This window comes from Acidobacteriota bacterium, from assembly GCA_016716435.1.
In the GTDB taxonomy this organism is placed as follows: Bacteria; Acidobacteriota; Blastocatellia; order Pyrinomonadales; family Pyrinomonadaceae; genus OLB17.
This window is the reverse complement of record JADJWI010000001.1, coordinates 44,796-66,871: the sequence shown is the minus strand read 5'-3', so window position 1 is coordinate 66,871 and position 22,076 is coordinate 44,796. Positions and strand designations below refer to the sequence as shown.

Annotated in this window: 24 protein-coding genes and 1 tRNA gene; 14 read left to right on the top strand and 11 right to left on the bottom strand. The window is 49.3% G+C overall.

The window, feature by feature from the left end; translation table 11 throughout:
• Positions 1-39: 39 nt before the first annotated feature.
• The gene (gene thiL, locus IPM21_00390) at positions 40-990 is read right to left on the bottom strand and encodes a thiamine-phosphate kinase (GenBank protein MBK9162386.1); all 951 of its coding nucleotides are present in this window, start codon (positions 988-990) and stop codon (positions 40-42) included.
• An 86-nt stretch (positions 991-1,076) separates the two neighbouring features.
• Here thiL and IPM21_00385 point away from each other — a divergent pair, with 86 nt between their 5' ends.
• The 8 genes from IPM21_00385 to IPM21_00350 all read left to right on the top strand — a co-directional run bounded on the left by IPM21_00385 (position 1,077) and on the right by IPM21_00350 (position 5,917).
• Positions 1,077-1,592 carry a MerR family transcriptional regulator gene (locus IPM21_00385; protein ID MBK9162385.1) on the top strand — a complete coding sequence of 172 codons (516 nt, stop codon included), beginning with the start codon at positions 1,077-1,079 and terminating at the stop codon, positions 1,590-1,592.
• A 65-nt stretch (positions 1,593-1,657) separates the two neighbouring features.
• Positions 1,658-1,734 (top strand) — tRNA-Pro (locus tag IPM21_00380).
• Positions 1,735-2,106: 372 nt separating this feature from the next.
• A complete protein-coding gene (locus tag IPM21_00375) occupies positions 2,107-3,174 on the top strand; it encodes a site-specific integrase (protein ID MBK9162384.1) in 1,068 nt (355 codons plus the stop codon).
• Between the two features lie 374 nt (positions 3,175-3,548).
• Positions 3,549-4,067 (top strand): sigma-70 family RNA polymerase sigma factor, encoded by a 519-nt coding sequence (locus IPM21_00370; GenBank protein MBK9162383.1) that lies wholly within the window; start codon positions 3,549-3,551, stop codon positions 4,065-4,067.
• The gene (locus IPM21_00365; protein MBK9162382.1) at positions 4,064-4,285 is read left to right on the top strand and encodes a hypothetical protein; all 222 of its coding nucleotides are present in this window, start codon (positions 4,064-4,066) and stop codon (positions 4,283-4,285) included. The genes IPM21_00370 and IPM21_00365 overlap by 4 nt, the downstream gene beginning before the upstream one ends.
• A 14-nt stretch (positions 4,286-4,299) precedes the next feature.
• Positions 4,300-4,713, top strand: a complete 414-nt coding sequence (locus tag IPM21_00360) for a hypothetical protein (protein MBK9162381.1) — start codon at positions 4,300-4,302, stop codon at positions 4,711-4,713.
• 18 nt (positions 4,714-4,731) lie between these two features.
• Positions 4,732-5,382 carry a methyltransferase domain-containing protein gene (locus tag IPM21_00355; protein ID MBK9162380.1) on the top strand — a complete coding sequence of 217 codons (651 nt, stop codon included), beginning with the start codon at positions 4,732-4,734 and terminating at the stop codon, positions 5,380-5,382.
• 145 nt (positions 5,383-5,527) lie between these two features.
• Positions 5,528-5,917 carry a VOC family protein gene (locus IPM21_00350; protein MBK9162379.1) on the top strand — a complete coding sequence of 130 codons (390 nt, stop codon included), beginning with the start codon at positions 5,528-5,530 and terminating at the stop codon, positions 5,915-5,917.
• A 107-nt stretch (positions 5,918-6,024) separates the two neighbouring features.
• Here the strand turns inward: IPM21_00350 and IPM21_00345 are convergent, their stop codons facing one another.
• From IPM21_00345 to IPM21_00300, 10 genes are all read right to left on the bottom strand, one after another.
• On the bottom strand, positions 6,025-6,666 hold the full coding sequence (locus IPM21_00345; protein MBK9162378.1) for a molybdenum cofactor guanylyltransferase: 642 nt from the start codon (positions 6,664-6,666) through the stop codon (positions 6,025-6,027).
• A gap of 102 nt (positions 6,667-6,768) precedes the next feature.
• Positions 6,769-8,112 carry a NarK/NasA family nitrate transporter gene (locus IPM21_00340; protein MBK9162377.1) on the bottom strand — a complete coding sequence of 448 codons (1,344 nt, stop codon included), beginning with the start codon at positions 8,110-8,112 and terminating at the stop codon, positions 6,769-6,771.
• 11 nt (positions 8,113-8,123) lie between these two features.
• On the bottom strand, positions 8,124-9,611 hold the full coding sequence (locus IPM21_00335) for an MFS transporter (GenBank protein MBK9162376.1): 1,488 nt from the start codon (positions 9,609-9,611) through the stop codon (positions 8,124-8,126).
• A gap of 122 nt (positions 9,612-9,733) precedes the next feature.
• Positions 9,734-11,170, bottom strand: a complete 1,437-nt coding sequence (locus IPM21_00330) for an ammonia-forming cytochrome c nitrite reductase subunit c552 (GenBank protein ID MBK9162375.1) — start codon at positions 11,168-11,170, stop codon at positions 9,734-9,736.
• Between the two features lie 36 nt (positions 11,171-11,206).
• Positions 11,207-11,665 (bottom strand): cytochrome c nitrite reductase small subunit, encoded by a 459-nt coding sequence (gene nrfH / locus IPM21_00325; GenBank protein ID MBK9162374.1) that lies wholly within the window; start codon positions 11,663-11,665, stop codon positions 11,207-11,209.
• Positions 11,661-11,912 (bottom strand): hypothetical protein, encoded by a 252-nt coding sequence (locus IPM21_00320; GenBank protein MBK9162373.1) that lies wholly within the window; start codon positions 11,910-11,912, stop codon positions 11,661-11,663. Before IPM21_00320 ends, nrfH begins: the two co-directional genes overlap by 5 nt.
• On the bottom strand, positions 11,902-12,489 hold the full coding sequence (locus IPM21_00315) for a Rieske 2Fe-2S domain-containing protein (protein MBK9162372.1): 588 nt from the start codon (positions 12,487-12,489) through the stop codon (positions 11,902-11,904). Before IPM21_00315 ends, IPM21_00320 begins: the two co-directional genes overlap by 11 nt.
• Positions 12,479-13,129 (bottom strand): 4Fe-4S dicluster domain-containing protein, encoded by a 651-nt coding sequence (locus IPM21_00310; GenBank protein MBK9162371.1) that lies wholly within the window; start codon positions 13,127-13,129, stop codon positions 12,479-12,481. Before IPM21_00310 ends, IPM21_00315 begins: the two co-directional genes overlap by 11 nt.
• Positions 13,130-13,132: 3 nt before the next feature.
• Positions 13,133-15,364, bottom strand: coding sequence for a nitrate reductase (locus IPM21_00305; GenBank protein MBK9162370.1), 2,232 nt, complete (start codon positions 15,362-15,364; stop codon positions 13,133-13,135).
• A 6-nt stretch (positions 15,365-15,370) separates the two neighbouring features.
• Complete coding sequence (locus IPM21_00300; GenBank protein ID MBK9162369.1) at positions 15,371-16,459, bottom strand: MFS transporter; 1,089 nt, start codon at positions 16,457-16,459, stop codon at positions 15,371-15,373.
• A gap of 413 nt (positions 16,460-16,872) precedes the next feature.
• Here IPM21_00300 and IPM21_00295 point away from each other — a divergent pair, with 413 nt between their 5' ends.
• The 6 genes from IPM21_00295 to IPM21_00270 all read left to right on the top strand — a co-directional run bounded on the left by IPM21_00295 (position 16,873) and on the right by IPM21_00270 (position 22,060).
• Positions 16,873-17,517: a Crp/Fnr family transcriptional regulator gene (locus IPM21_00295; protein MBK9162368.1), complete on the top strand. Its 645-nt coding sequence runs from the start codon at positions 16,873-16,875 to the stop codon at positions 17,515-17,517.
• Between the two features lie 90 nt (positions 17,518-17,607).
• A complete protein-coding gene (locus IPM21_00290; protein ID MBK9162367.1) occupies positions 17,608-17,988 on the top strand; it encodes a hypothetical protein in 381 nt (126 codons plus the stop codon).
• Between the two features lie 230 nt (positions 17,989-18,218).
• Entirely contained in the window at positions 18,219-18,620 is a 402-nt protein-coding gene (locus IPM21_00285) for a hypothetical protein (protein MBK9162366.1), read from the top strand.
• 37 nt (positions 18,621-18,657) lie between these two features.
• On the top strand, positions 18,658-20,106 hold the full coding sequence (locus IPM21_00280) for an efflux RND transporter periplasmic adaptor subunit (GenBank protein MBK9162365.1): 1,449 nt from the start codon (positions 18,658-18,660) through the stop codon (positions 20,104-20,106).
• Entirely contained in the window at positions 20,103-21,293 is a 1,191-nt protein-coding gene (locus tag IPM21_00275; protein ID MBK9162364.1) for an ABC transporter permease, read from the top strand. The genes IPM21_00280 and IPM21_00275 overlap by 4 nt, the downstream gene beginning before the upstream one ends.
• Before the next feature lie 44 nt (positions 21,294-21,337).
• A complete protein-coding gene (locus IPM21_00270; GenBank protein MBK9162363.1) occupies positions 21,338-22,060 on the top strand; it encodes an ABC transporter ATP-binding protein in 723 nt (240 codons plus the stop codon).
• The last annotated feature ends 16 nt before the right edge of the window (positions 22,061-22,076 follow it).

Here is a 22,076-nt window from a genome sequence, read left to right as displayed (position 1 = left end):
TCAAGCATTTTTCGAAAAAAAGTTTCAGTCGGTGGATTTTTAGCGGAAATGTTGGAAGCCTTTCGGCTTTAATTCTGAGGCCACGCCGTCGCGGATAAGTTCAATCTTTCCACTATTTGCAGTGATCTCGCCGATGCAGGTTATATTCGCAATTTCGGCCGGTAAAATTTTTTTCGAATCGGCAGTGAAAAGTAACTCAAAATCCTCACCGCCATCTAATGCAAGATGCAGTTTTTCGTCGAGAGAACTGAAAATCGAATCAAGCCGGACGTTGATCGGTATCTGTTCGGCATAGATCGCCGCTCCAACGCCGCTGGCTTCGCAGATATGGCCAAGGTCCGACGAAAGACCATCGCTTAGATCGATCATTGCCGAGGCGGGGAACTGATCTGCCAGATCCAGACGCGGCATCGGCCGAAGCTGCCTTTCGATCAACTCCCGTGCCGCTTGGCTCAAGTCCTGATCGTGCCTGGTTCCGGATTCTAGCAGCTTCAGGCCGCCCGCAGCTCCGCCGAGCGAGCCCGTGACGTAGATCTTGTCGCCGGGCTTTGCTCCGGAACGCAGTATGGCATTCCCTTTCGAAACCTCACCCAAAACGATCGAATCGATGACAAATTTCTCGGGAACACGCGAGACATCGCCGCCGACCAATTCAACGCTGAATCTTCTCGCCAATGCGTGCCACCCTTCATAAAATCCGTCAAGAAAATTGCCGCTCCAGTGGCTTTCTGGAACGCCGAGCGAGAGCATCGCGAAGGTCGGCCGGCCACCCATCGCGGCAATGTCCGAAAGCGATACGGCAAGAGCTTTGTGGCCAAGAAACTCAGGCGTTGTCCATTCGAGCCGAAAATCGACAGCCTCCACGAGCATGTCTGCGGTGATCAAAATGTCGGTCTCGGCGTCTTTTGGGAGAACAGCGCAATCATCACCGACGCGGCCGAGCCCGTGCAATTTCTTAATGTGATGGATGAAGTCGAATTCTGACCGCATTTAAATAGATTGACACAAGTGCCGTAAATACATACAATAACGGCGGTTTATTTACTTCTGACTTTAACACAATTCAGGCGAAAATCATGGGGCAAGCAGCCGTGGCCATACCGGAAAAACTCTATTTTAAGATCGGCGAAGTCTGCGAGATCGTTGGCGTCCAGGCACACGTGCTACGCTATTGGGAGACCGAGTTTTCTCAGCTCTCGCCGCAGAAAAACCGATCGGGCCAGCGCAGCTATCGACGTCGCGATGTCGAAACGGCCCTGCGGATAAAAGAGCTTCTTTACGAAGATCTTTACACAATCGCCGGTGCCCGAAAAAAGCTACAGCTTGAATCGCGGGCCGAGGCCCCGAAGCTGAAGGTCATCCGTCCCGAACCGCCCGAAGACGCAGTCTCAGCGAAGGCGGACAACGCTCCGGGACTTTTCGATGAGCCGATGGACGATGCCGATGAGATAACTCTCGATGATCGCATCGAAACGGCGGTCAAGACTGTCCGTGCGGTCGAAAAAGACCTTGGCGAAGATCAGCGCGAGGCGCTGAAGAATCTTGCCCAGCATCTGCTCGAGCTCCGGACAATGCTAAAGAACGGTAGATAGTCTAGATCGGCCCATCCGGGCGTCGGGTTTGACAATCCTTTCCTGTAAATCTAAATTTAACGTTTCGGGACGTAGCGCAGTCTGGTAGCGCGTTCGCTTGGGGTGCGAGAGGTCGTGAGTTCAAATCTCGCCGTCCCGACCAATAAACATGGGGCTTTCGGAGAAATCCGAAAGTCCCATTTTTCGTAGTTTCTCCACAGCCACGAGAGGGCGGGTTGCTAAGCCCCCTGATTGCCGCATTTACGGCCTACCACCCGTCAGAAAAAGCGCCTCCATTTTGCAACCAACCTTCTGCACCTCAAATTAGAGCCGTTTTGGTGAACAGACGCACCAACCACGGTGCGAGGAAAAACCAACTGTTGCATCGGCGTTCCAAATTTCACCTTTTCACTCCGATTCCGAGCAAATAAGCGGCTAACAGTCAGCGGAATAGAACTTGCGAAAGGCTACGCGAGAGGCACCGGTTTGTCACGTCCCTCGACTACTGACCAGAGCAAATCTACTAACGAAGAATATGTCTGTCTACAAAAGATACAACGGTAAGCGAGTCTCATCCTCCCATCCCGACTATTCGAAAGCCCGATGGTGGATCTATAAGCGGCTGAAAGGGAAGGTCATTCATCAGAGTATTCCCGAAGCGAAGACCAAACAGGAAGCTGAGCTGGCTGAGAGGCAGATCATTAAAGCGTCCTTTGATCATAGCTATAACGTTACCGATACCACCACGACTCTTGCCTCGTTCATCGACGAGAAATATCGGCCCTATGTCCAGCAGAACAACGTCAACAAAGGAGCTAAGGAACTTTATATAAGGCTTCTACTTGGTCACTTCAAGAAGCAAACTTTGTCCAGCATCAGTCCTCAGGACTGTCGAAACTGCCGGACCAAACTTCAGACTCGCCAAAACAAACGGAAGAAAGAAAGTGCACTCTCATCGGCGTCGATCAACCGGATCATGTCCACGTTGTCGAAGATCTTCAGCTTAGCGTGTGAAGAGGGAATTCTGGAACGCAACCCGATGCAATACGTGAAGGCTCTACCGGAACCGCCCCCTCGAAGACGGTTGCTAAATCCGAAACAAAAGGAAGCGCTTTGGACGGAGTTGGAGAAGGATACACTGCTTTATCGACTGATAGTCCTCGCAGTGAATCTTCCATTACGTCGCGGACAACTTGTCGCGATCACGGAAGATGTTATCGATTTTGAAAACGAACATGTATTCGTCATTGGATCGAAAGGAAGACCGCCGCGTTTAGTTCCGCTTAATGCAACTGCGACTAAGATATTGAAAGCGATGATCGATGAAAAACAGTTGCCGTTCCCGGTAAAAGACTTCCGTAAACGATGGCAAACTGCACTCCGTAACGCTGGGATAAACAAAAAAGGCGGAACGAGAGAAGAGAACTATCACTTCCACGATCTTCGCAGCTATTTCGCCAGCGAGCTAATCCGGCGAAATACGAACCCGCTTATAGTGCAGAATCTGTTTGCGCACTCTGACATGAGCATCACAACGGTCTACGCTCAAACTGATGACAAACTCTTGCTGGAAGCGGTAAAAAGGCTCGATACCGCAGACTAAGAGCCCGTCAAGAAACGGCGCTTCAAATTGCTTCTGATTGGAATTTATAACGAGCCCTGTCGGAAGTGGCGGTCGGGGGTCGTTATTTGACGTATCTCGTTCATAACAGATTGCTGGACAAGACTTGCCCACGATCGTTGCGCCCACTTTACGTCGTCTTGCTGAATTCGCTCAAGAAAAGACCGTAGAATAATCTAGGAGCGGTGAGTTCCGAAAACGTCTCTTCTTCTGTCTGCCGAAGGGGCAAGGACCCGTATATTTTTTCTTCAAATTTCAGGAAAACCTGACTGGACTCGGAAAAAATATTTTGTTTCAGAAATGTGGTCGGTAAAGTGAACCAAAATGCGACGTAGGCAGTAAGTTTAATAGAAGAAATGGAATTGCTAGAGAAGTTCACACATGGCGATCTCGATGCTTTTGAAATACTATTCCGGCAGTTCCAGAAAGAAGTATATGGCTGGATCGTCCGAATAGTTCGAGATCCGAGAGTTGCAGAGGAGCTCACAATGGAAACATTCTGGCGTCTTTATCGCTCTCACGCTAGATTCGATCCAACGCGAAGTTTCGGGGCTTGGGCGCGACGTATTGCAACAAATCTTGCTCTTGACCATTTGAAACATGTTCGACCGGAGGTTCAATTTCAGGAAAATCGGTCACTTGAAACGCCGCCCGATGCTGCGATTCAACGGGATACGCGGGAACGGATTCAACAAGCATTCAGCCAATTGCCACCGAAACTTCGAGTGGCTGCAACGTTGGCACTGATTGAAGAAAGACCGTATGAAGAGATTGCGGAGGCGCTGAGTATTCCTGTTGGAACGGTTAAGTCGCGTCTATTCCGGGCCACACGCCTTTTGCGCGAACACTTAAAACAACTAGGTATAGAATCATGAACCGTCTTGATGACGAACAATTTAGCAAATTTCTTAGGAACGCGATTGCTCCAATGGACGAGCAGGAACCACCGCAAGATCTGTGGCCTCGCGTACATCTAAAATTAAGTGATTCGGGCATTCGTGTGCGCTGGTTTGATTTCGTCCTCGTCGCCATTGTCGTGATTCTTTGCCTGTTTGTCCCGGAGGCGATTACCGGGCTGCTGTTCAACCTCTAGCGCAGGAGATCCATATGAAAACGTATCCTTATCTTCGAGCATATATGGCAGGAATCACTATCCCTACGATTCTTCTTGTTTTGTTCGTTACTGTTTTTACGTTTGCTCGTCACGAATACAGCGAACTTATCCCGATTGAGCGATTGATAGTTTTTCCTTTGGCGATAGTTCCAAATCTATGGGGCATTTGGAATATGGCTTACGTACGATTGCGAAGAAATCGGTATTTGTCTATCGGTCTTCATGGGGCACTTCTTACGTTTGTACAGGCAATGACAGCATTTGGAATAGCTAAGCTCACTGACGTTGAAATCCCGTCGGTCGTAGCGAGCGCGTTTCCTTTCGGCTTCCCAGTTTTGGTGATCGTTTTCTACCTCGTTTGGAGACATGTGGTCTCTTTCTTTAACGCAATTCTGGGGATTGACTGAACAAGAGAGGTCGTTTCGATGGAAAAACAAGACAAAGAACTAACGCCGCTTTATGGCCGCTTGCTGATTGAGTTGACGAAACCATTCCCGAACTTCGATTTCTCGTTCATTAAGCCTGTCCGTCGAAAGGCTGTCGAACTCCTGAATCTCAAAGAAGGGGACCGTGTTTTGGATGTTGGTTGCGGTCCGGGAGGCAGTTTTCCATTTCTTGTTGACGCGGTTGGGCCCTCCGGCCAAGTCGTCGGTGTCGATATCAGCCCCAAGCACAGCGAACTCGCACGGAGGCGTATTGCGGCAAACCACTGGGATAATGTAGAAGTGATCGTCGCTGCGGCGCAAGACGCAAATTTGACGGGTGAATTCGATGGTCTTGTTATGTTTGCGGCTCCTGATGTCTATGCATTAGAAGGGGCGTTGGAAAATATTTTGCTACACTTGAAGGTTGGCGCGCGGGTCGTAGCTTTCGGAGCTAAAGCTTCGAGTGCTCGCTCAGGAAACCTCCTCAATCCGATATTGAAGACGCTTCACAACCTCTCATTCAAAACAACGCCGAGACCGAACGCTGAGCCGTGGCAGATCTTGTCGAAGTATGTTGACGGGATTGAAATTAGAGAATTTTTCTTCGGTTTGATGTTTCTCGTTTCTGGAGCTTTCGTCAAGAAAAGGTAAGTAGGCTGTACAACTACTTTACTTAGGGGGCCACGAGTCCAAGCTATCAGATCCGGTTGCAAACGCGAGCGATGCCTCCCTTTACTCTGGCAAAACGCCGCCAGCAAGTTGTACTGAAATTAAGTTTCACGAGGTTTAGAGGAAAATGAAGGTGCATTTCATCTTATACGTATCCGACCAGAAGCATAGTGCAGCATTCTATTCGACGGTTCTTGGGAAAGATCCTATTCTTGATGTGCCTGGAATGACGGAGTTTTCGATTGGAGAACAAACGATTCTCGGCCTTATGCCGTCGGAAGGGATTATACGGCTGTTAGGTCGCATCGGCGATCCGTCTTCAATGCCCGACGTTCTGCGTGGCGAGATCTATTTAGTGGTGGATGATCCGGCCGCATTTCACGAGCGCTCTCTCCTTGCCGGAGCCCAGGAACTCAGCCCGCTGGCACCTAGAGACTGGGGTGAGTTGGTTGCATACAGTCTTGATGCTGACGGATACATTTTAGCGTTCGCGTCGCCCACGAAACCGGAGATGTGAGGTAAAGAATTTCTAATCATGCATAAGCAAATAGGGATTGTGTATGAAAAGGGAAAGGAACATGATCGCATACAACCTGGATTATGGGGCCTAGCGAATTGGCTGCCTTAAAACGGACTGGAGTCGCATCTCTTTTCAATTTCGACTGCTAATCGATATTCCTCGGGTGTGTTCATGTTAAAGAACAAGAATTCGGCGCCTTGAATATCCTTGATCTCGGAAAACCCAATTACCCGTGTCTTGAGTCGCACCCCCAATTGCTGCAATCGCCATTCACCATCTGACAACATTTTCTCAATCTCGGGCAGGCACCTATCTCGACGATACAGCCCACAAAGTGGCTGAATGCGTCCATCTGGCTGTTCGGCGAAGACGGCATCGACATCGTTCATTTGCAACTCCGCGCCGTGCCGCATAATGTCTACCATCCGAGTCATCAATTCGCCAGTGACAAATGGCAGGTCGCACGCGAGTACGGCTACCCACTCGGTCTTAGCGTTCACAAGCGCTGTATATAACCCCACGATCGCTCCGCGGGTATCTCCCGTAATGGGATGATCTTGAATTATCGGAAGCGAAGTAATTTGGTGGGTTAAATTACCGACCGCGTAAACTGTGTTTGCAACGGGAAACAATGCATCGGCCGCACGATCGATAAGCGTCTTGCCGCCGAGCAACAGTGCCGTCTTGTTTTGCCCCATCCGCCGGCTTTGTCCGCCTGCCAAAACAAATCCATCGATCAATCTCATTGCCTCAAAAGTATTCTAAAAGTGTCTCCTCGTCTTCTATTACTGCTAAGGAATGGGCGGGAGTACCAGCCTCAAGAGAGACTTCCGTAAAATTAGCAAAGCTTAGCTCGGCCTCTCGCAGTTTTTTCGGTTGTAAAACCACCAATTAATAAAGGTGGCAACTACAAAAAATACAGTTAGGCCTATAAAGAATAGATCGACGGTTCCGGTCGCCGAAAGTACTGTGCTGATCAACATCGAGAATAGGAATGGGCCGTAAGCAGCGACGGCTGCCGTCCAACCTATAACGCCCGCAGCCTGTCGCGGATTGTGTCCGAAAATGATCGGAAATTGGCGAAATGTTGCGGCATTGCCCATTCCCGTAAAGAAAAAGAGGGTCAGCATAAGCGTCACAAATAGTCCGAACTGATCAACCGATGTCGGTGCAAATAGACCCAACGCGATCATTGTGATCGTCCCTGTAATTAGTGCGAGTCCACAGATCGTCGTCAAGATCGCTCCGCCGACCTTGTCCGCTACAAACCCAAATAGGACGCGACTGGCAGATCCAATTAGAGGTCCCCAAAATGCATACTTGAGCGGATCCGGCGGGTTAGGAAAGCCTCCATATAGAATTTTGATGAGCAAGGGGAACGCTGCGGCGAGACCGGAGAAACCTCCGAAGGTCATGAGGTAAGTGACTGTGCAAAACCAGGTGTGTTTGTCTTTGAAGATATCTAGCTGTTCGGTGAACGACGCCTTAATGGGCACGCTCCGCAACAACAGCCAGGCCAAGATGCCCATGATGATCAGTAGGGGAACGTACCAGAATGCTGCATTCTGCAGCCATATCGAATTTGATCCCGTGACTGCCTTCGTATTTGGATCGATCGTTTGGATCGTCTGCGAACCACCGATCATCGCAAAAGTGATGATCATGGGTGTCGCGAATTGAGCGAGACTTACGCCGAAGTTGCCAATTCCAGCCTGAATGCCCAATGCCGTACCCTGCAATCGCTTTGGAAAGAACACGCTCGTGCTGGGCATGTAGGACGAAAAGTCGCCGCCTCCAAACCCGGCAGAAAATGCCAAAACCATAAATAACCAGAACGGAGTCTCCGGATTCATTATTGCCAAACCTAGTCCGATGCATGGGATCAGTTTGAGAAATGTGGCGATGGTTATGATCTTTCGCGTACCGAAGATAGGCAGTAAAAACGTATGGATCATTCGGAGCGTTCCGCCGGCAAGACCCGGCATCGCTGCAAGCCAGAAGAGCTGTGAGGTGGAAAATTTAAAGCCGATCCCGGGCAGTTTGACGACGATCGCACTCATCATAAACCACGTCGCGAATGAAAGCGTTAGCGTTGTCGTTGTGACGATCAGTGTACGCCAGGCGATCTTGCTTCCGGTTGTTTCCCAAAAATCAGCATCTTCGGGGGTCCATTTTTCTAACCAGGCTGACATAAAGTACTTCCTTAATCCTCAATCTTCTTCATCAGATCCGGCTGCTGCTCGTGCATCATTTTCTGAATCACGCGATGCATCCAGACCAAACAGATCGCTGAAAGGACGAGCATCATCATCCACGAACTAGTCCAAAGGCCGGTTTCATCAAGTAAATAGCCAAAGATGATTGGGCTTACGAAACCGCCAAGGCCGCCCAGAACTCCAACCATTCCGCCAACGACGCCAACTTCCTCGGGAAAATATTCAGGTATGTGTTTGTATACAGCAGCCTTGCCGACGCCCCAGACAATACCCAGAAACATCACGATCCCGGCGAATATCCACACATTGGCCTGAAAAAAGATCTTGGTGGTCCCTTTCGCCAGCAGTTCTTTTCGTTTTACTTCCTGTCCGATCTGTACAACGGGTTCCTGCCATATCTCTTTTGTAGGGAAGATAAGCATTTGGTCTTGTTCGACCGAGCCCGTTTCCTTTTTGGCATTGACCTGATATCTTTTGCCGTCCACAGTGACAGAATCAGCGTCGACACCTGTTACAACGCCATCACGTTCGGCTACGACCCCCTTGCCCGGTGACGATATTTCCATTTTGGGAATTATCAACAGAGCGGATAGTAGTAACGACAGGCCGAGGACGCCATACATCACTTTTCGACCGCCAAAACGATCGCTCAGCCAGCCGCCGAACGCCCTGATAACACCTGAGGGAAAGCTGAATAGTGCGGCCAGCAAACCGGCTGTAACCAACGGCAAATAATAGACGTTTACAAAATAGGGGACGAGCCATTGCGAAAAAGCGACAAAGCAGCCAAATACAAGAAAATAGTACAGTCCGAAACGCCACACGCGAATATTCTTGAGAGGGGCGAGTTGTTCGGCAAAAGTCTTCGCTACCCACAGCGGCTTCTTATTTGTCGTCGCCAGAAAGAATATTACGCCCGTAACCGCAAGGACCGCGGCATAGACTATTGGCAGTCTGCGCCAGGCATCGATGTCCGAACCGTTTGCCGTAAACGTGTTGAGTAATGTTGGAGCTACAAGAGTGGTGATGGCCGAACCGGCATTTCCGGCTCCGAAGATACCGAGAGCAAATCCTTGTTTTGACCTCGGGAACCAGACCGAGGTGTAGGCAATGCCGATCGAAAAACTTACACCGACAAGCCCAAATCCGAAACTACACAGAGCGAAACCAGTAAATGAATCGACCTTTGAAAGAAGAAACATTGGGACCGCACAGAGGAGCAAGGTCGCCGTCATTACTGGTTTGCCACCAAACTTGTCGGTTAGCATACCCGCAGGCAGACGAAAAATAGAGCCTGCAAGAACCGGTATTCCCATCAGCCAACCGATCTCAGAGGCGGTCCATTTGTAGACCTGGTTTACCGAAAGAAAAGTAACAAGAACGCCGTTTAACATCCACGCCGAAAAACATACGGTGAACGCGAGTGTATTTAATATCAGTATCCGGATTGCCCCAGGAGGCGTGCTCGTTTCCATAATCGCAAAGAACTTCGCAGAGAATGCGGACAAATCGCCGCACAAAGGTAATGGTCTAATACCGTGTCCCTTCTTTGTCCCTTAGAACGTCTCTAAACCACTCTCGGTATCGTATGAAGAAATCAGTGCGCGGCAGCTGTAGCGAGCAGGGTTTTTCCATTTTTAAGCGACAGTTGCCCTTGGCGTGTAAAATTCACAGATTCGCCTAAGATCCTTACCGCCTCGGCGGGAGCGTGAAAACCCATTGAGTTTTCGGCCTCGACAAAATCGAGATAAAACTGTGCTTTCCGCTGAAAGTCTCGTGCCGCTGCGAGGTCTTCGTCTGTCGCGCCCCTTTCCTTCGCTTTCCTAAGATCGTCAATGAGCTGCACAAGAGCGTCCATGGCAATGTTTCGCATATTGAAAGTGCGTTCCTGGATCGCCTCGGCCCGGAATTTGAGCTCCGCTTCGCTCGTACTGTGACAAGTTTGGCAGCTCTGGCTAATGTTCAGGAGCGGGCTCCGAACATGATGGTCGCTGATTTTCATTGCCCCTTCACGTTTATACGGCATGTGACAATCGGCACAGGAAACACCTGCCCTTGAGTGAATTCCCTGGTTGAACATCTCAAATTCAGGGTGTTGAGCTTTCAGAACTTCGGCTCCAGTTTGCTTGTGTGACCAATCTTTGTGTTTTACCTCATCATAGTAGGCCATAATGTTTTCGACTTTTAGCCCCTTTTCCCAAGGATAGGTCAACTGCTTATCGGCTCCCTTGAAATAGTATTCTACGTGGCACTGACCGCAGACGTAGCTCCGCATTTCCTGCCGAGTTGCATCACGATTTACATCATAATTTTGGATCCCTTGAGACGCCTTATACGCTTTTATCCCGTCCATGAATGCGGGCCTGGTAATTCGTAATGCCATCGTTTGTGAATCGTGGCAGTCTATACAAGCAACCGGGTGTGAAATTTCTTTCTTTGCTTCAAAATACGGCAGTTTGTTGAGTGCTTGAAACCCAGCTACGATGTCGCCACCTCCGAGTTTCTTGTAAGCAGCGTACGCGGAGGCGTGACAATTAATACAACTACCAGGCTGTTTAACAACATTCTGCCTTTCAGTAAACATCTGGTCTTCCAGCATGAAAGCGTGGCCCCGCTCTTCCCGAAAGTCGACAGCAAAAGCATAGCCATCCCACATCGTTTTTAATCGAGGGTCCTCTTCCAGACGCGACTGGGCTACCATCGATCGCGGGTCAGAGTCCTTTGGCGTTTTGTGAACCGCCTCACTGCCGCCAAAACGAGTTCGTACCTGATCGACGGTCTTTTTGTAACCATCATACTGGAGAGGAAAATTCTTACCCCAGACCTCTGGGTCGGTCGTATCGTCGGTCAATTCAACCACACGAAAAAAAGGGTTCTTAGCCTCATTTTTCCGCTCAAGAATATTTGTTAGAAGCCCAAGGCCAAGAATGGCCGCGGCAAACGCTAGAAACGCGACCGATACCACGACCTTTCCTCCGTACAACCTCGATTTGGCCGGTGCTTTTTTAGACACCGTGTTTTCTTCGTTTTCCATGCTACCTTCTCCTAGTATTACAACTGAGCCAATTTTTTAATGTAAGTGCCCCACTGAACGATGGCACCTGAGACAAGACACCTCATCCGTATGCTTTTTATCTAATGAAACGGTTATTGCATCAACCATATTCTGATGACAGTGCCGACAGGATTCTTCGGTGATCTGCCGGCTTCGCTCGGTCAACTGAATCGGTTCATGAAAAGTATTAGTGGTGAAATAATAGGAATGCCAAAAGCCGTTCGAGGCTTTGGTCATATATTTTCCAACGGTATCGTGGGGCGTGTGACAATCATTACAGGTCGCGACGTTCTTATGGCTACCCTTCTGCCAACCATCAAATTGTTCATTCATGATGTGGCAATTAGCGCAGTTTCCAGGGTCGTTCGAAAGATACGAATATCCCTTGGCGTACACAAAGGTGTAAACCCCGATCGCAAGTGCTCCGCCTACCGCGATGCCTAAAACGGCTAGTTTTAAGAATTGAAGGTTAATAGCGTCTACCTCCTTCGCCGGCGGGGCGCCACCACAGAAAGATGCTCAGAGCGATCAGCCAGCATATTCCCGATGCAATAACGAGCGGTGCCAACTGCCCATACGACTGAGCAAGAGCCGCCTCGACCGCTGCCGATAGGATCCAGAGCTGAGCCACGTTGATCATTACAAGCATCGCGAGCCGGGCCTGCCAAACGGCGGCAAGTCCGCGGCTCTGGGGTCTTCTCGGCTTGGCGTTATCCTTCATTGCCACGCACCTCTCTTTTAACTGCAAAAATTTCACCATTGATCGTCTCAAGCTCAATTCTGTCGAGCGGACGCGGCGGCGGGCCATACAATACCTCGCCTGTCTTGGAGCTGAAACCACCATTGTGACACGGGCATTCGAGACGGTCGTTTGCTTGTGAATAGTAGACCGGGCAAGACAGATGCGTGCATTTCTGCCCAAAGGCAGCATAGGTGCCGTCGGTGTCGCGTATCAGGATCGCGGTATCTTCCTCCGAGGGGTACGCGAAATTCAAGGCTGATCCGGGTTCGATGCTCATTGCACCATCGATCTTCGCTGGCGTAAAGGTTCTTGGCGATCGGGCATCATACGCAGATTTCCCTGCAAATCCAGCCGCGCCCAAAAACAGTGCACTCGACGTCAAAAAGAGAAAGTTGCAGAACTCCCGCCTTGTGACCTGAGCTTCGCTGTCTCGTTCGTAAGGGAACTCGGCCTGAAACGGAGCCGACGCTGTGCGGACATTTACTTCATCCGATATTTCATTATCCGCGGCCAGTATCTTATTGATCGTATCTTGATGGAATGCTTTAGAATTCATTGCTCTTATTGGATTCCTCCACTTGAGTATCTATCCACGATTCTTCGCTTACGTTAGCTCCGTCAAGCGCTATCTGTCCCTCGAAAACGCCGCACCCGTCGACGCTTACCTCATCAGCATCAGTCGGCAGCATCATGTAGACTTTTGTCTTAACGCTTTGATTGCCAAAAACGTGAGCATTGACGGGCTTAGTTCTACGTAGCGGAACGATCTGTTCATAAGTACCGAACGAAATTGCTCCTGTCGGACAGACGCTTGCGCACATTGGCTTGAGACCCTCGCTCGTTCGGTCGTAGCACATGTCGCATTTCATCTGCAGATGCATCGCGGAATTGTATTTCGGCACACCGAAAGGGCACGCGTTCACACAATTGCGGCAATCGAGGCATCGTGGCTTCAGTGCAGACATGACCACGCCATCTTCATTTTGTTTGATCGCGTCCGCGGGGCAAACCAGCGCACAAGTCGGCTCTTCGCAGTGCATACATATGGTGGGCATGGTAGCGGTCGTCTCGCTGCGGTCGATATAGTCGACAAAGATCATCGAGTAGCCCTTGTGTGTCGAGCACTCGCGGCATGCGGCTACACAGGACCTACATCCTATGCATCGCTGCGGGTCGATAAACATCGTTTCATTCATGCTCTATTTTCCTTTCTGCACTTCATTTTGCGACGTTCCCTTTCGCACCTCGCCCAGTATCGGCAATTCTCTCGTGTGTATTTTCTCTAGACGAGCAGCACATGCTTTGAATTCCGGTATTTTCGAGGTCGGGTCGAGTGCTGCGTTGGTTATCTGATTTGCCGCGAGTTCCTCGCCCCAGTGGTACGGGATAAAGATCGTATCGGGCCTGATGGTTTTTACTACCAGAGCGGGGAATATACCTTCACCGCGACGCGAGATCACCTTGACCCGCTCGCCATCGTTGATCTTGTATCTCATTGCGGTTTCAGGATGCATCTCAACGAATGGCTCCGGACACTGCTGAACAAGAAAGCCAATACGCCGGGTCTGATTGCCCGACAAATACTGGTGAACGATACGACCGCTGGTAAAGATGAGCGGGTACTCCTCATCGGGCTTTTCCGCAGCCCCTTTGTACTCGATCGCGTGAAATCTTGCCTTGCCGTCATCGTGAGCGAAACGTTCCTCGAAAAGACGCGGCGTCCCCGTGCTTTCCTCGGTTGGGCATGGCCAGAACACGCCGTCCTGTTTGTCGATCTTTTCGTAAGTGACCCCGAAATAATCTGCCTTCCCACCCTTGGAAGCGACTCGGAGCTCGTCAAATATCTCCCGAGGAGACTCAAATTGAAAGTACTTTCCGCGACCCATCCTATGAGCGATCTCCTGGAGGGCGCGCCAATCGTGGCGAGCCTCACCGGGCGGGTCTATCGCTTGATTGATCTTTATCACGCGGCCCTCGCCGCTGGTGGTCGTACCTTCGTCTTCGGACCATGTTGTACCGGGGAGGACAACGTCGGCATAACGGGCGCTCTCGGACATAAAGAAGTCGATGCAGACGTTAAATTCGAGTCCCTCGAGCGACTTCCGCACCTGATTGGTATCCGGCAGCGAGACCATCATGTTGCTGCATATCGAGAGAAGGCCTTTGATCTCGCCTTCCCGCATTTTGTTAAACAGCTCGACGGCGGATACGCCAGGTTCAGGCATTTCAGATTCGTCGATGCCCCAGACTTCGGCAATGTACTTCCGATGTTCAGGATTGAGCATCGACCGATAGCCTGGAAGTTGATCGGCCTTCTGTCCATGCTCACGGCCGCCCTGGCCGTTGCCCTGACCGGTGATCGTGCCGTAACCGCGGCCTTCCGAGCCGATCTTACCGGTCGCAAGTGCGATATTGATGTAACTCAGCACGTTCTCCGTCCCGTTCGAATGATGCTCGATGCCGCGGGCATGCATGATCATTCCGGTCTTTGCACGACCGTAGAGGCGAGCGGCCTGAATGATCTTCCCCGCCGGGACACCGGAGATCTCTGAAGCGACATCGGGTGGATAATTCAATGCCGCCGCCCTGGCCGCTTCCCAGTCATTAGTGCGGCTGTCGATAAATGCCTGATCGATGAGGTTCTCATTTATGAGGACATTCAAGATGCCGTTCGCGACGGCGACATCCGTTCCGGGCTTGAGCTGTAAATGCAGATCGCCTTGACGAGCTGTCGCGGTCTCGCGGGGATCGATTACGATCCAGACGCCGCCGTTATCACGTTGTTTCCAAAGAAATCCGTTAAGGATCGGAAACGTTTCGGCACAATTTGCTCCGGCGATTATCAGAACCTCGGCGTGCGGTATATCGCTCCATGGATTTGCCGCCCGGTCGATGCCGAACGCCTTGTTATTGCCGCCTGCAGCGGACGCCATGCAAAGCCGTCCATTGTAATCAATGTATCTGGTCTGCAAACCAAGGCGGGCGAATTTACCGACGAGATATGTCTTTTCGGTCGTCAGCGACGAGCCTGAATAAACAGCGATTGAATCCTTTCCGTATTTTTCCTGCAGCCCCTTAAATTTCGCCACGATCAGATCGAGAGCCTCGTCCCAGCTCGCTCGCTCGAAATTGCCATTTTGTTTTATCAGCGGGTATTCCAGCCGATCGGGATGATGTGTCTGTAGATACGCCGTCACTCCTTTTGGACACAATCGGCCCTCGTTTACCGGAAAATCGTAACGCGGTTCTACGCCAACAACATGATTCTTCTCGACGAGCAGATTCATTCCGCACTGCATTCCGCAATACGGACAGTGGGTGGGCACCATCTTGTCGACTTTTCGTTCGGCGCTCCAACCGCCTATAGGCTCATCGTGCAAATGAGGGCCGAAACGATCAATGATACTTGCGAGATTCTCAACTTTTGACATTATTTGCTATTCGGTGCCGGAGCGTGAGCCGTGAAAGACCTTATCGGGGCGATCCATTAGGACGGAGTATGCAAGGCCCCGGATTACACGTTTGCAACGCGGACAATAATCCTGCAACTTCTCACCATTTTCCATTGTGTAGTCAAACCCGACTTTTTCGACGACGCTCTTCAGATCGCCGAGCCACATAACAGACGCGAATTCTACGCCGCACCGCCGACATTTCGCCTGCTCCATTTCTTTCGCTCGCTGTTGATAGAGCTCAACGCCGATCGACGCCGGACGCTGAACAATATGAAATAGCTTGCCAAACGGTAGGAAGAAAAGCGTCATTATCACTATCGCTTGATGGGTCAGGGCAATGAACGAGTACATATACCCACCGAAATATGTACTCGATGCCGTTAGCATAAGTCCCGAAACACAGATCGCGATCAACAAAAGATGGGGAACAAAATCCAAAAGAAATTGCTGGACCGCAATTGCTCCGCGGTCTTTTAATCGGCGATGGATCGCAATAGCACAGCCCGCTAGCACCATGAGAGCCGTGAAATTGAGAGCCTTGAACGTGAAAAATGCCAGTACGCTGTGGACGTCCATCGATTGCATTGGAAAGCCGAATACGTAGGCCTTGTAGCCTGTTTCGCTCTCAAGTTTGAAGTGTATCCAGCCCCATACCAGCGGGAAGGTGATGGCCGCTGACAAAATACAGCCCCACATGATCAGAAAATGCATCAGCCATCTTGATTTGGCCCGTTTGAAGATAAACTTCTGGGCGAGCATGTTTATGCCAACCGTTTTTGTGGCATCTAGTGTGTTGCGTGCAAATTTCTTTCGCTGGAAAAAAAGCTTCAACCCTCTGGAAAAATATGCCCGCGTCGCCGGACGCTGGAGCCAAAGTGCATAGCGGAAAAATATTGCGCCGAACGCGACGATACTCGCGATCAGATACCCGAATAAAGCCGAATCGAAATGTTCAAGATTTCGCGAACCGACAATAACAAGTGCCGTCAGAGCCATTGATGCCCCGAGCCCGATCAAGGTCGGGTTGCGATAATTAATCGAAGTAGCTGGCTTGGTGATCTCGATGGGCATTCGTTTTTTCTATAGGGCAACCATCTGTCGTCTGCAAAATGAGTGCCAACCTAAAAGAGAATATGGTGCGTACAACTAATGAGCAATTCCTTGGGCTTAGATAGTTATCATATATTCGAAACGTTACAGGCGAAAATACCAGTGCGCGTATTTATGCGGATCGGCAGCGTGAAAACTCGCGGTCAAAGAAGATCCGGATCGATAGCGAGTAATGTAAAAATGAGTAGAAGGCCCTTCGTAAACGGGATAGATCACAGTCGAATTTCCTGTTAGTAAAAGTGTACGGAGAAAATACTTCATGTGAGTCCCCTCGTGCTCCCTTATTAAATATCAAATTCCGGCCGTTCGATTTATGATTTGGCTCATGAAATGTAACTATTGTTTTGGGAATCGCTGGGGGGCTTCATACGTTCATGAGTCAAATATCCGACCATTTTAGTGCCGAACTAACAGAAGGTCTCTTTGCTATTGGACGCAGACGTTCGTTCGGTGGCGGCGAGCACGTTTTTTTCGAGGGTGATCCGGCCACATTTTTGCCGATCATATTGGCTGGAAAGATCAAAATGGTTCGCTATCCTGAGGCGGGTAAGGAGATCATCATTGGCACGTTTCAGGCTGGCGAGATATTCGCAATTCCGCCGGCGATGGACGGAAAGCGATTTCCCGCAACAGCCGTTGCAATCGAGAACAGCTCGCTTCTAATGGTCCCGCGGGGTGAGTTTCTTGCTTTAATGGAATCATCGTCCGAATTTTCTTCCCTGGTGCTTAACCGAATGTGCGGCATTCTCCGTGACCGTGCCGATACCGTTCAGATTTTGGCCACGCCATCCGCCGAGCAGCGTGTTGCGAGCATTATTTTGAGGCTTACGGGTGAAATGAATGCCGGCGAAGTTAAGAAGATCACCCATCGACGGCAAGATATAGCTGAGATGGCAGGGCTTTCGCTCGAGACCACGATCCGGACTATCCGAAAACTCGCGGAAAAGGGATATCTGAAAATAGTCGGCGGAAGAATATTCGTCGAAACGACTGAGCATCTTCGCACTCTTATCCGTTAGCCATATGCAAAAAAAGTGATCTGGATCATATTTCGGCGACCGTGCTTCGTGTTACGTTCCTTATTCTAAGACTTGCGTTGAGGATGGATCATGAAACTTCGAATTAGAGAAAACACTCTTCGTTTTCGGTTGGCCCGTTCCGAAGTCGAGACTTTTGATCAAACAGGAACCATCGGGGACAACGTGCGGTTTGGGCTAGGAAAAAACGACTTTGGTTACTTGCTCGAAAAGACGCCCAACAGTAATTTTTCGGCCTCTTTTGCGGACGGAATAATCGTGGTTCGCGTACCTGCCTCCGACGCCAATAGCTGGGCCAACTCCGACGAGGTTAGCCTTGCCGGAACGTTTCTTGCGGACGAACAAACCGAACTCAGAATATTGATCGAAAAGGACTTTGTTTGTCTAAATGCCCACAACGACGAAGACCAGTCTGACCGCTACCCTCACCCCAAGGGCGACGCCGCGTGCTAAGCCGCATGATACGACCATCTGAGGTAACAACGGATTTTTCCCGGTCCGACCATTGCGGCCCGGCGATTGACCGAATTGCGTTTTTACTGATGAGTTTGATTAGTTTTTGCCCGCTTTGCGCGCGGTTTCGGATTTCAACCAGATGGAAATGATCTGATCGGCTAATCGAGTATTTTTCAACTGTCTGAATCTTAATAAAGTTTCGGAGGCAGGTTGGGGGTTTGTCAAAAATGAAGAGAATTTTGTTTTTAACTGTAGTTTTAGGAGTTGCTCTGATGATTACGTTCATCGGTTTTAATGTCAATAGTCAGGAAAGAAATATGCAAAAGTTGAATTTACAAACTAAAATCGGCGACGGCAAAGATAAAGAGGTTACGCCGCTTTTTGATGGTGATCGCCGAAAAATCGTCCAAATCACGCTACGCAATAAAGCCATTTTGGATGCTCATAAAGCCGCCGAACCGATTACGATTCAATGTGTTGCGGGAAAAGGCCTATTAATTGTCGGCGAGGAAAAGGAAGAGGTTGAACTAAAAGTAGGTGTGTTGGTTACGATCGAACCAAATGTCGTTCACGAAATAAGAGCTTTATCAAAAGTTTCCGTATTATTGACCAAATTCAAGGAGAAGTGATTTTTCGAAAGAGCTTACTGGAAACGATGAGCAGTTAATGAAAGGCGGATACACAAAATCGTTCTTGAGAGTCCTTTTGGCAGTAGGATTTTTGGCTCTGGCCGGGGGGCTTTTGTGGTTTTGGCTGCGCCCGCCACAAGTTACGGTTACAGAAATATCGGAGAGGAGAATCACGCCATCGATTCAAGGCATTGGAACGGTTGAATCAAAAATCGTTGTAAATATTGCTTCGAAAATACCTGGGCGATTAATTTCAATTGACGTGGATCAAGGCGATACGGTCTCAAATGGACAGGTTTTAGCGACGCTCGAAGATTCTGAATTACGGGCTGAAATGGAGCGTGCCGAATCCACATTGCAGCGTTCAAGGTCAACTGCGGAAGTTCGTCGGGCGGAGATTCAACGGGCGCTATCCGCCGTTGAAGTTCAGCGAGCATCTGTTCAACGAATAATGACTAATAGGGAAGTTCCAAGAGCGTCTTTGCGTCGGGCGAAATCTGCCGTAACCTCATTCGATTCAACCATTTCAAAATTACGAACTCTTCGCCTCCAAGCACAAAACAACGCTAGTCGGTGGCAAAAACTTTACCAATCCGGCGATGTTTCAAAAATGGACTTGGAAGAACGTCTGACGCAGGAGAAAGCCGCTGACGATGATGTAAAAAATGCCGAAGCTCAACGAAATACAGCATTGGAAGATGTGAAAAACATCGAGGCTCAAATCAATACAGTCGGCGAAGATGTTAAGCAGGCTCAAGCCCAACTGAAAGTTGCAAATGACGATGTCGCAACGCTAAGAACCGGGTTGAAAGTAATTGAGCAAGATATAAGTGTTGCCGAAGCTGCACTTGCATCAGCAGATGCGCGGAAATCTGAAGGTGTGATCGTCAGTCAAATAAGCGGATATGTGGTCAGTCGTGAACTAGAACCCGGTGCAGTAGTAAATCCCGGAACCCCGATACTCAAAATTGCCGACCCAACAACAATTTGGGCGACTGTTTTTATTGATGAAAGCAATTCAAACTCTTTTGAAGTTGGTGATCTTGCCGAAATTACTTTGCGTTCGATGCAGACGGGGAATTTGCAGGGAAAAGTAACACGGATTCAGCGTGAAAGTGATCGCGTAACCGAACAAATTGCCGTTGATATTTCGTTTGAGCGAATACCCGAACATATCAGGCTTGGCGAACAGCTAGAAGCAATAATTCGACCAAAAACAAGGACTTTGAAGGTTATTCCCGCATCTGCATTGATTCGCTCAAAAGAAGGAATCGGCGTTTGGCTGGTGATTGAAAATCGTTTGCATTTTAGAAAAATACAAACTGGAATGGTTGATGCAAGCGGCTGGGCGGAAGTGATTTCAGGACTTGATAGTGGAGATAAGGTTGTCGTTTCGCCGGGTAAATTATCCGATTTGAGCAATGAAGGTCGGCGAGTTTCAAGCGCTGCCGAAGAAAGTAAAGAAGAGCCGCAGGTGAAACAATGAACCTCGCACTCCATGATGTTGAATATCGGTTGGGTCGGTTTATTTTAACTGCTGTAGGTCTCGGTTTGCTGCTCACAACAGTGATGGCGATGAATGGAATTTACGCGGGTATGGTTGAAGACGCGTTGAGCATTGTTCGTGCCCCCAAAGTTGATTTATGGGTTGTGCAAAAAGATACCAATGGTCCATTTGCGGAAAGTTCTCGGGTTCCCGAAGATCTCTATCGCAATATCCTCACGGTTTCGGGTGTGAGCGAAGCTAGTCCTGTTGCTTATCAATTGTTGCAGATCGAACATCAGGAGAAAATCCTGCGGCTTCAGGTCATCGGTTATCGTTTGGGTGGTCTCGGCGGTCCTCCCGCAATCGCTGCGGGGCGCCCAATTCTGAAGAACCGATATGAGATGGTAGTTGACCGCAAAGCCGGTGTTTCGCTTGGAACTCAATTCGAATTCGGACGAATAACTTTAGAGGTTGTCGGATTGACGGAAGGCGTTGTTTCAAATTCGGGAGATTCAGCAGCGTTTATCACGCTTGAAGATGCACAGGAGCTTCAGTTTCTTAAATCCAATGAAGCGATTCGTAACGACCGGGCACGTCTGCAATCGGATTTGTCAGAAAATCCCAAACTTGCCGGTGTTTCTGCCGATAATCTTTCTTCGTTACTCCAAAGTTCACATATCGCCAATGTTATTTTGGTTCGGCTGGAATCCTGGGCAAATGCCGAAGAAGTGGCAAAAAATATAGCACGCTGGACGCATTACAATGTTTTGACAACCCAGCAGCAAGAAGATTTTTTAGCGAAAAATGTAATCGAAAGAGCGAGACAACAAATCCTTCTATTCCGCATAATTCTCTTGGTCGTGGCGGCTGTGATCATCGCCCTCATCATTTACACGATGACACTTGAGAAAACCAGAGATATTGCAACCCTGAAAATTATCGGGGCCCCAAACTCAAAAATAGTCGGTTTGATTTTGCAGCAATCATTGATCTTGGGATTCCTTGGATTTGTATTCGGAACCATAATTATTAGTTTGACTTACGAGTATTTTCCGCGTCGTCTCGTGTTGCTGGTCAGCGATCAAATAATGGTTTTTGGAATCGTAATTGGTATTTGTATCGCGGCCAGTGGGATTGGCATACACAAAGCTCTGAGTATTGACGCGACGACGGCCATGGCGGGGTAAAATACTCACGCAAATTTCAGACTTTTCGGGCTTGTTGGAGAATAATGCAGCAGGTTTCGGCTCAAAATTTAACCAAGATTTTCGGGGAAGGTGATACGGAGGTTATCGCTCTCAAAGATGCGAGTTTGGATGTTGAAGCAGGTGAAGTGGTCGCCTTAATGGGACCGAGCGGATCAGGAAAGACCACACTTTTACGGGCTGTTTCGCTGATTGATCCACCAACCAGCGGAAAAATCGAAATTGCCGGAGAGACGATTTTTGAAGGAAAGAAAGTGTTGATTGATGATCGATTGCTGCGGCGACAGCGAATGGGAATCATTTTTCAATCCTACAATCTGATTCCGTTTCTAACGGTTGTCCAAAATGTTGCTCTTGTCTTAACCCTCAACGGCGTTTCAAATCGAGAAGCTCTAAAACGCGCCAGAGCATTATTGGAAAGACTTGATTTAGCTCATCGGGCAGATATTTACCCAGCCACGCTTTCCGGTGGTGAACAACAGCGAGTAGCGGTTGCCCGTGCCGTCGTCAACGACCCGGTAGTGATTCTCGCCGATGAGCCAACCGCCGCACTTGATTCCGAAAGAGGCAAAGCCGTTATGGATTTATTACGGCAACTCGGACACGAGAAACGAGCAGCAGTCATTGTCGTAACTCATGACGAGCGCATGGTTAAAGGCTTCGACCGCATTTATCACTTGAACGATGGAATTCTTACGGTTGAACATTTGAATTCTAAAGAAAAGAACGGACATTCGGCGATGGAATGATTTTGCCGAAAATTGA

Excerpts from the sequence above, each read along its gene's own strand:
- IPM21_00290 (MBK9162367.1), top strand. The coding sequence starts at position 17,608 with ATGAAACTTCGAATTAGAGAAAACACTCTTCGTTTTCGGTTGGCCCGT.
- IPM21_00275 (MBK9162364.1), top strand. The coding sequence starts at position 20,103 with ATGAACCTCGCACTCCATGATGTTGAATATCGGTTGGGTCGGTTTATT.
- IPM21_00270 (MBK9162363.1), top strand. The coding sequence starts at position 21,338 with ATGCAGCAGGTTTCGGCTCAAAATTTAACCAAGATTTTCGGGGAAGGT.
- IPM21_00335 (MBK9162376.1), bottom strand. The coding sequence starts at position 9,611 with ATGGAAACGAGCACGCCTCCTGGGGCAATCCGGATACTGATATTAAAT.
- IPM21_00320 (MBK9162373.1), bottom strand. The coding sequence starts at position 11,912 with ATGAAGGATAACGCCAAGCCGAGAAGACCCCAGAGCCGCGGACTTGCC.
- IPM21_00375 (MBK9162384.1), top strand. The coding sequence starts at position 2,107 with ATGTCTGTCTACAAAAGATACAACGGTAAGCGAGTCTCATCCTCCCAT.
- IPM21_00385 (MBK9162385.1), top strand. The coding sequence starts at position 1,077 with ATGGGGCAAGCAGCCGTGGCCATACCGGAAAAACTCTATTTTAAGATC.
- IPM21_00365 (MBK9162382.1), top strand. The coding sequence starts at position 4,064 with ATGAACCGTCTTGATGACGAACAATTTAGCAAATTTCTTAGGAACGCG.
- IPM21_00285 (MBK9162366.1), top strand. The coding sequence starts at position 18,219 with ATGAAGAGAATTTTGTTTTTAACTGTAGTTTTAGGAGTTGCTCTGATG.
- IPM21_00300 (MBK9162369.1), bottom strand. The coding sequence starts at position 16,459 with ATGCCCATCGAGATCACCAAGCCAGCTACTTCGATTAATTATCGCAAC.
- thiL (MBK9162386.1), bottom strand. The coding sequence starts at position 990 with ATGCGGTCAGAATTCGACTTCATCCATCACATTAAGAAATTGCACGGG.
- IPM21_00360 (MBK9162381.1), top strand. The coding sequence starts at position 4,300 with ATGAAAACGTATCCTTATCTTCGAGCATATATGGCAGGAATCACTATC.
- IPM21_00295 (MBK9162368.1), top strand. The coding sequence starts at position 16,873 with ATGAGTCAAATATCCGACCATTTTAGTGCCGAACTAACAGAAGGTCTC.
- IPM21_00305 (MBK9162370.1), bottom strand. The coding sequence starts at position 15,364 with ATGTCAAAAGTTGAGAATCTCGCAAGTATCATTGATCGTTTCGGCCCT.
- IPM21_00355 (MBK9162380.1), top strand. The coding sequence starts at position 4,732 with ATGGAAAAACAAGACAAAGAACTAACGCCGCTTTATGGCCGCTTGCTG.
- IPM21_00315 (MBK9162372.1), bottom strand. The coding sequence starts at position 12,489 with ATGAATTCTAAAGCATTCCATCAAGATACGATCAATAAGATACTGGCC.
- IPM21_00350 (MBK9162379.1), top strand. The coding sequence starts at position 5,528 with ATGAAGGTGCATTTCATCTTATACGTATCCGACCAGAAGCATAGTGCA.
- IPM21_00345 (MBK9162378.1), bottom strand. The coding sequence starts at position 6,666 with ATGAGATTGATCGATGGATTTGTTTTGGCAGGCGGACAAAGCCGGCGG.
- IPM21_00330 (MBK9162375.1), bottom strand. The coding sequence starts at position 11,170 with ATGGAAAACGAAGAAAACACGGTGTCTAAAAAAGCACCGGCCAAATCG.
- IPM21_00340 (MBK9162377.1), bottom strand. The coding sequence starts at position 8,112 with ATGTCAGCCTGGTTAGAAAAATGGACCCCCGAAGATGCTGATTTTTGG.
- IPM21_00310 (MBK9162371.1), bottom strand. The coding sequence starts at position 13,129 with ATGAATGAAACGATGTTTATCGACCCGCAGCGATGCATAGGATGTAGG.
- IPM21_00280 (MBK9162365.1), top strand. The coding sequence starts at position 18,658 with ATGAAAGGCGGATACACAAAATCGTTCTTGAGAGTCCTTTTGGCAGTA.
- IPM21_00370 (MBK9162383.1), top strand. The coding sequence starts at position 3,549 with ATGGAATTGCTAGAGAAGTTCACACATGGCGATCTCGATGCTTTTGAA.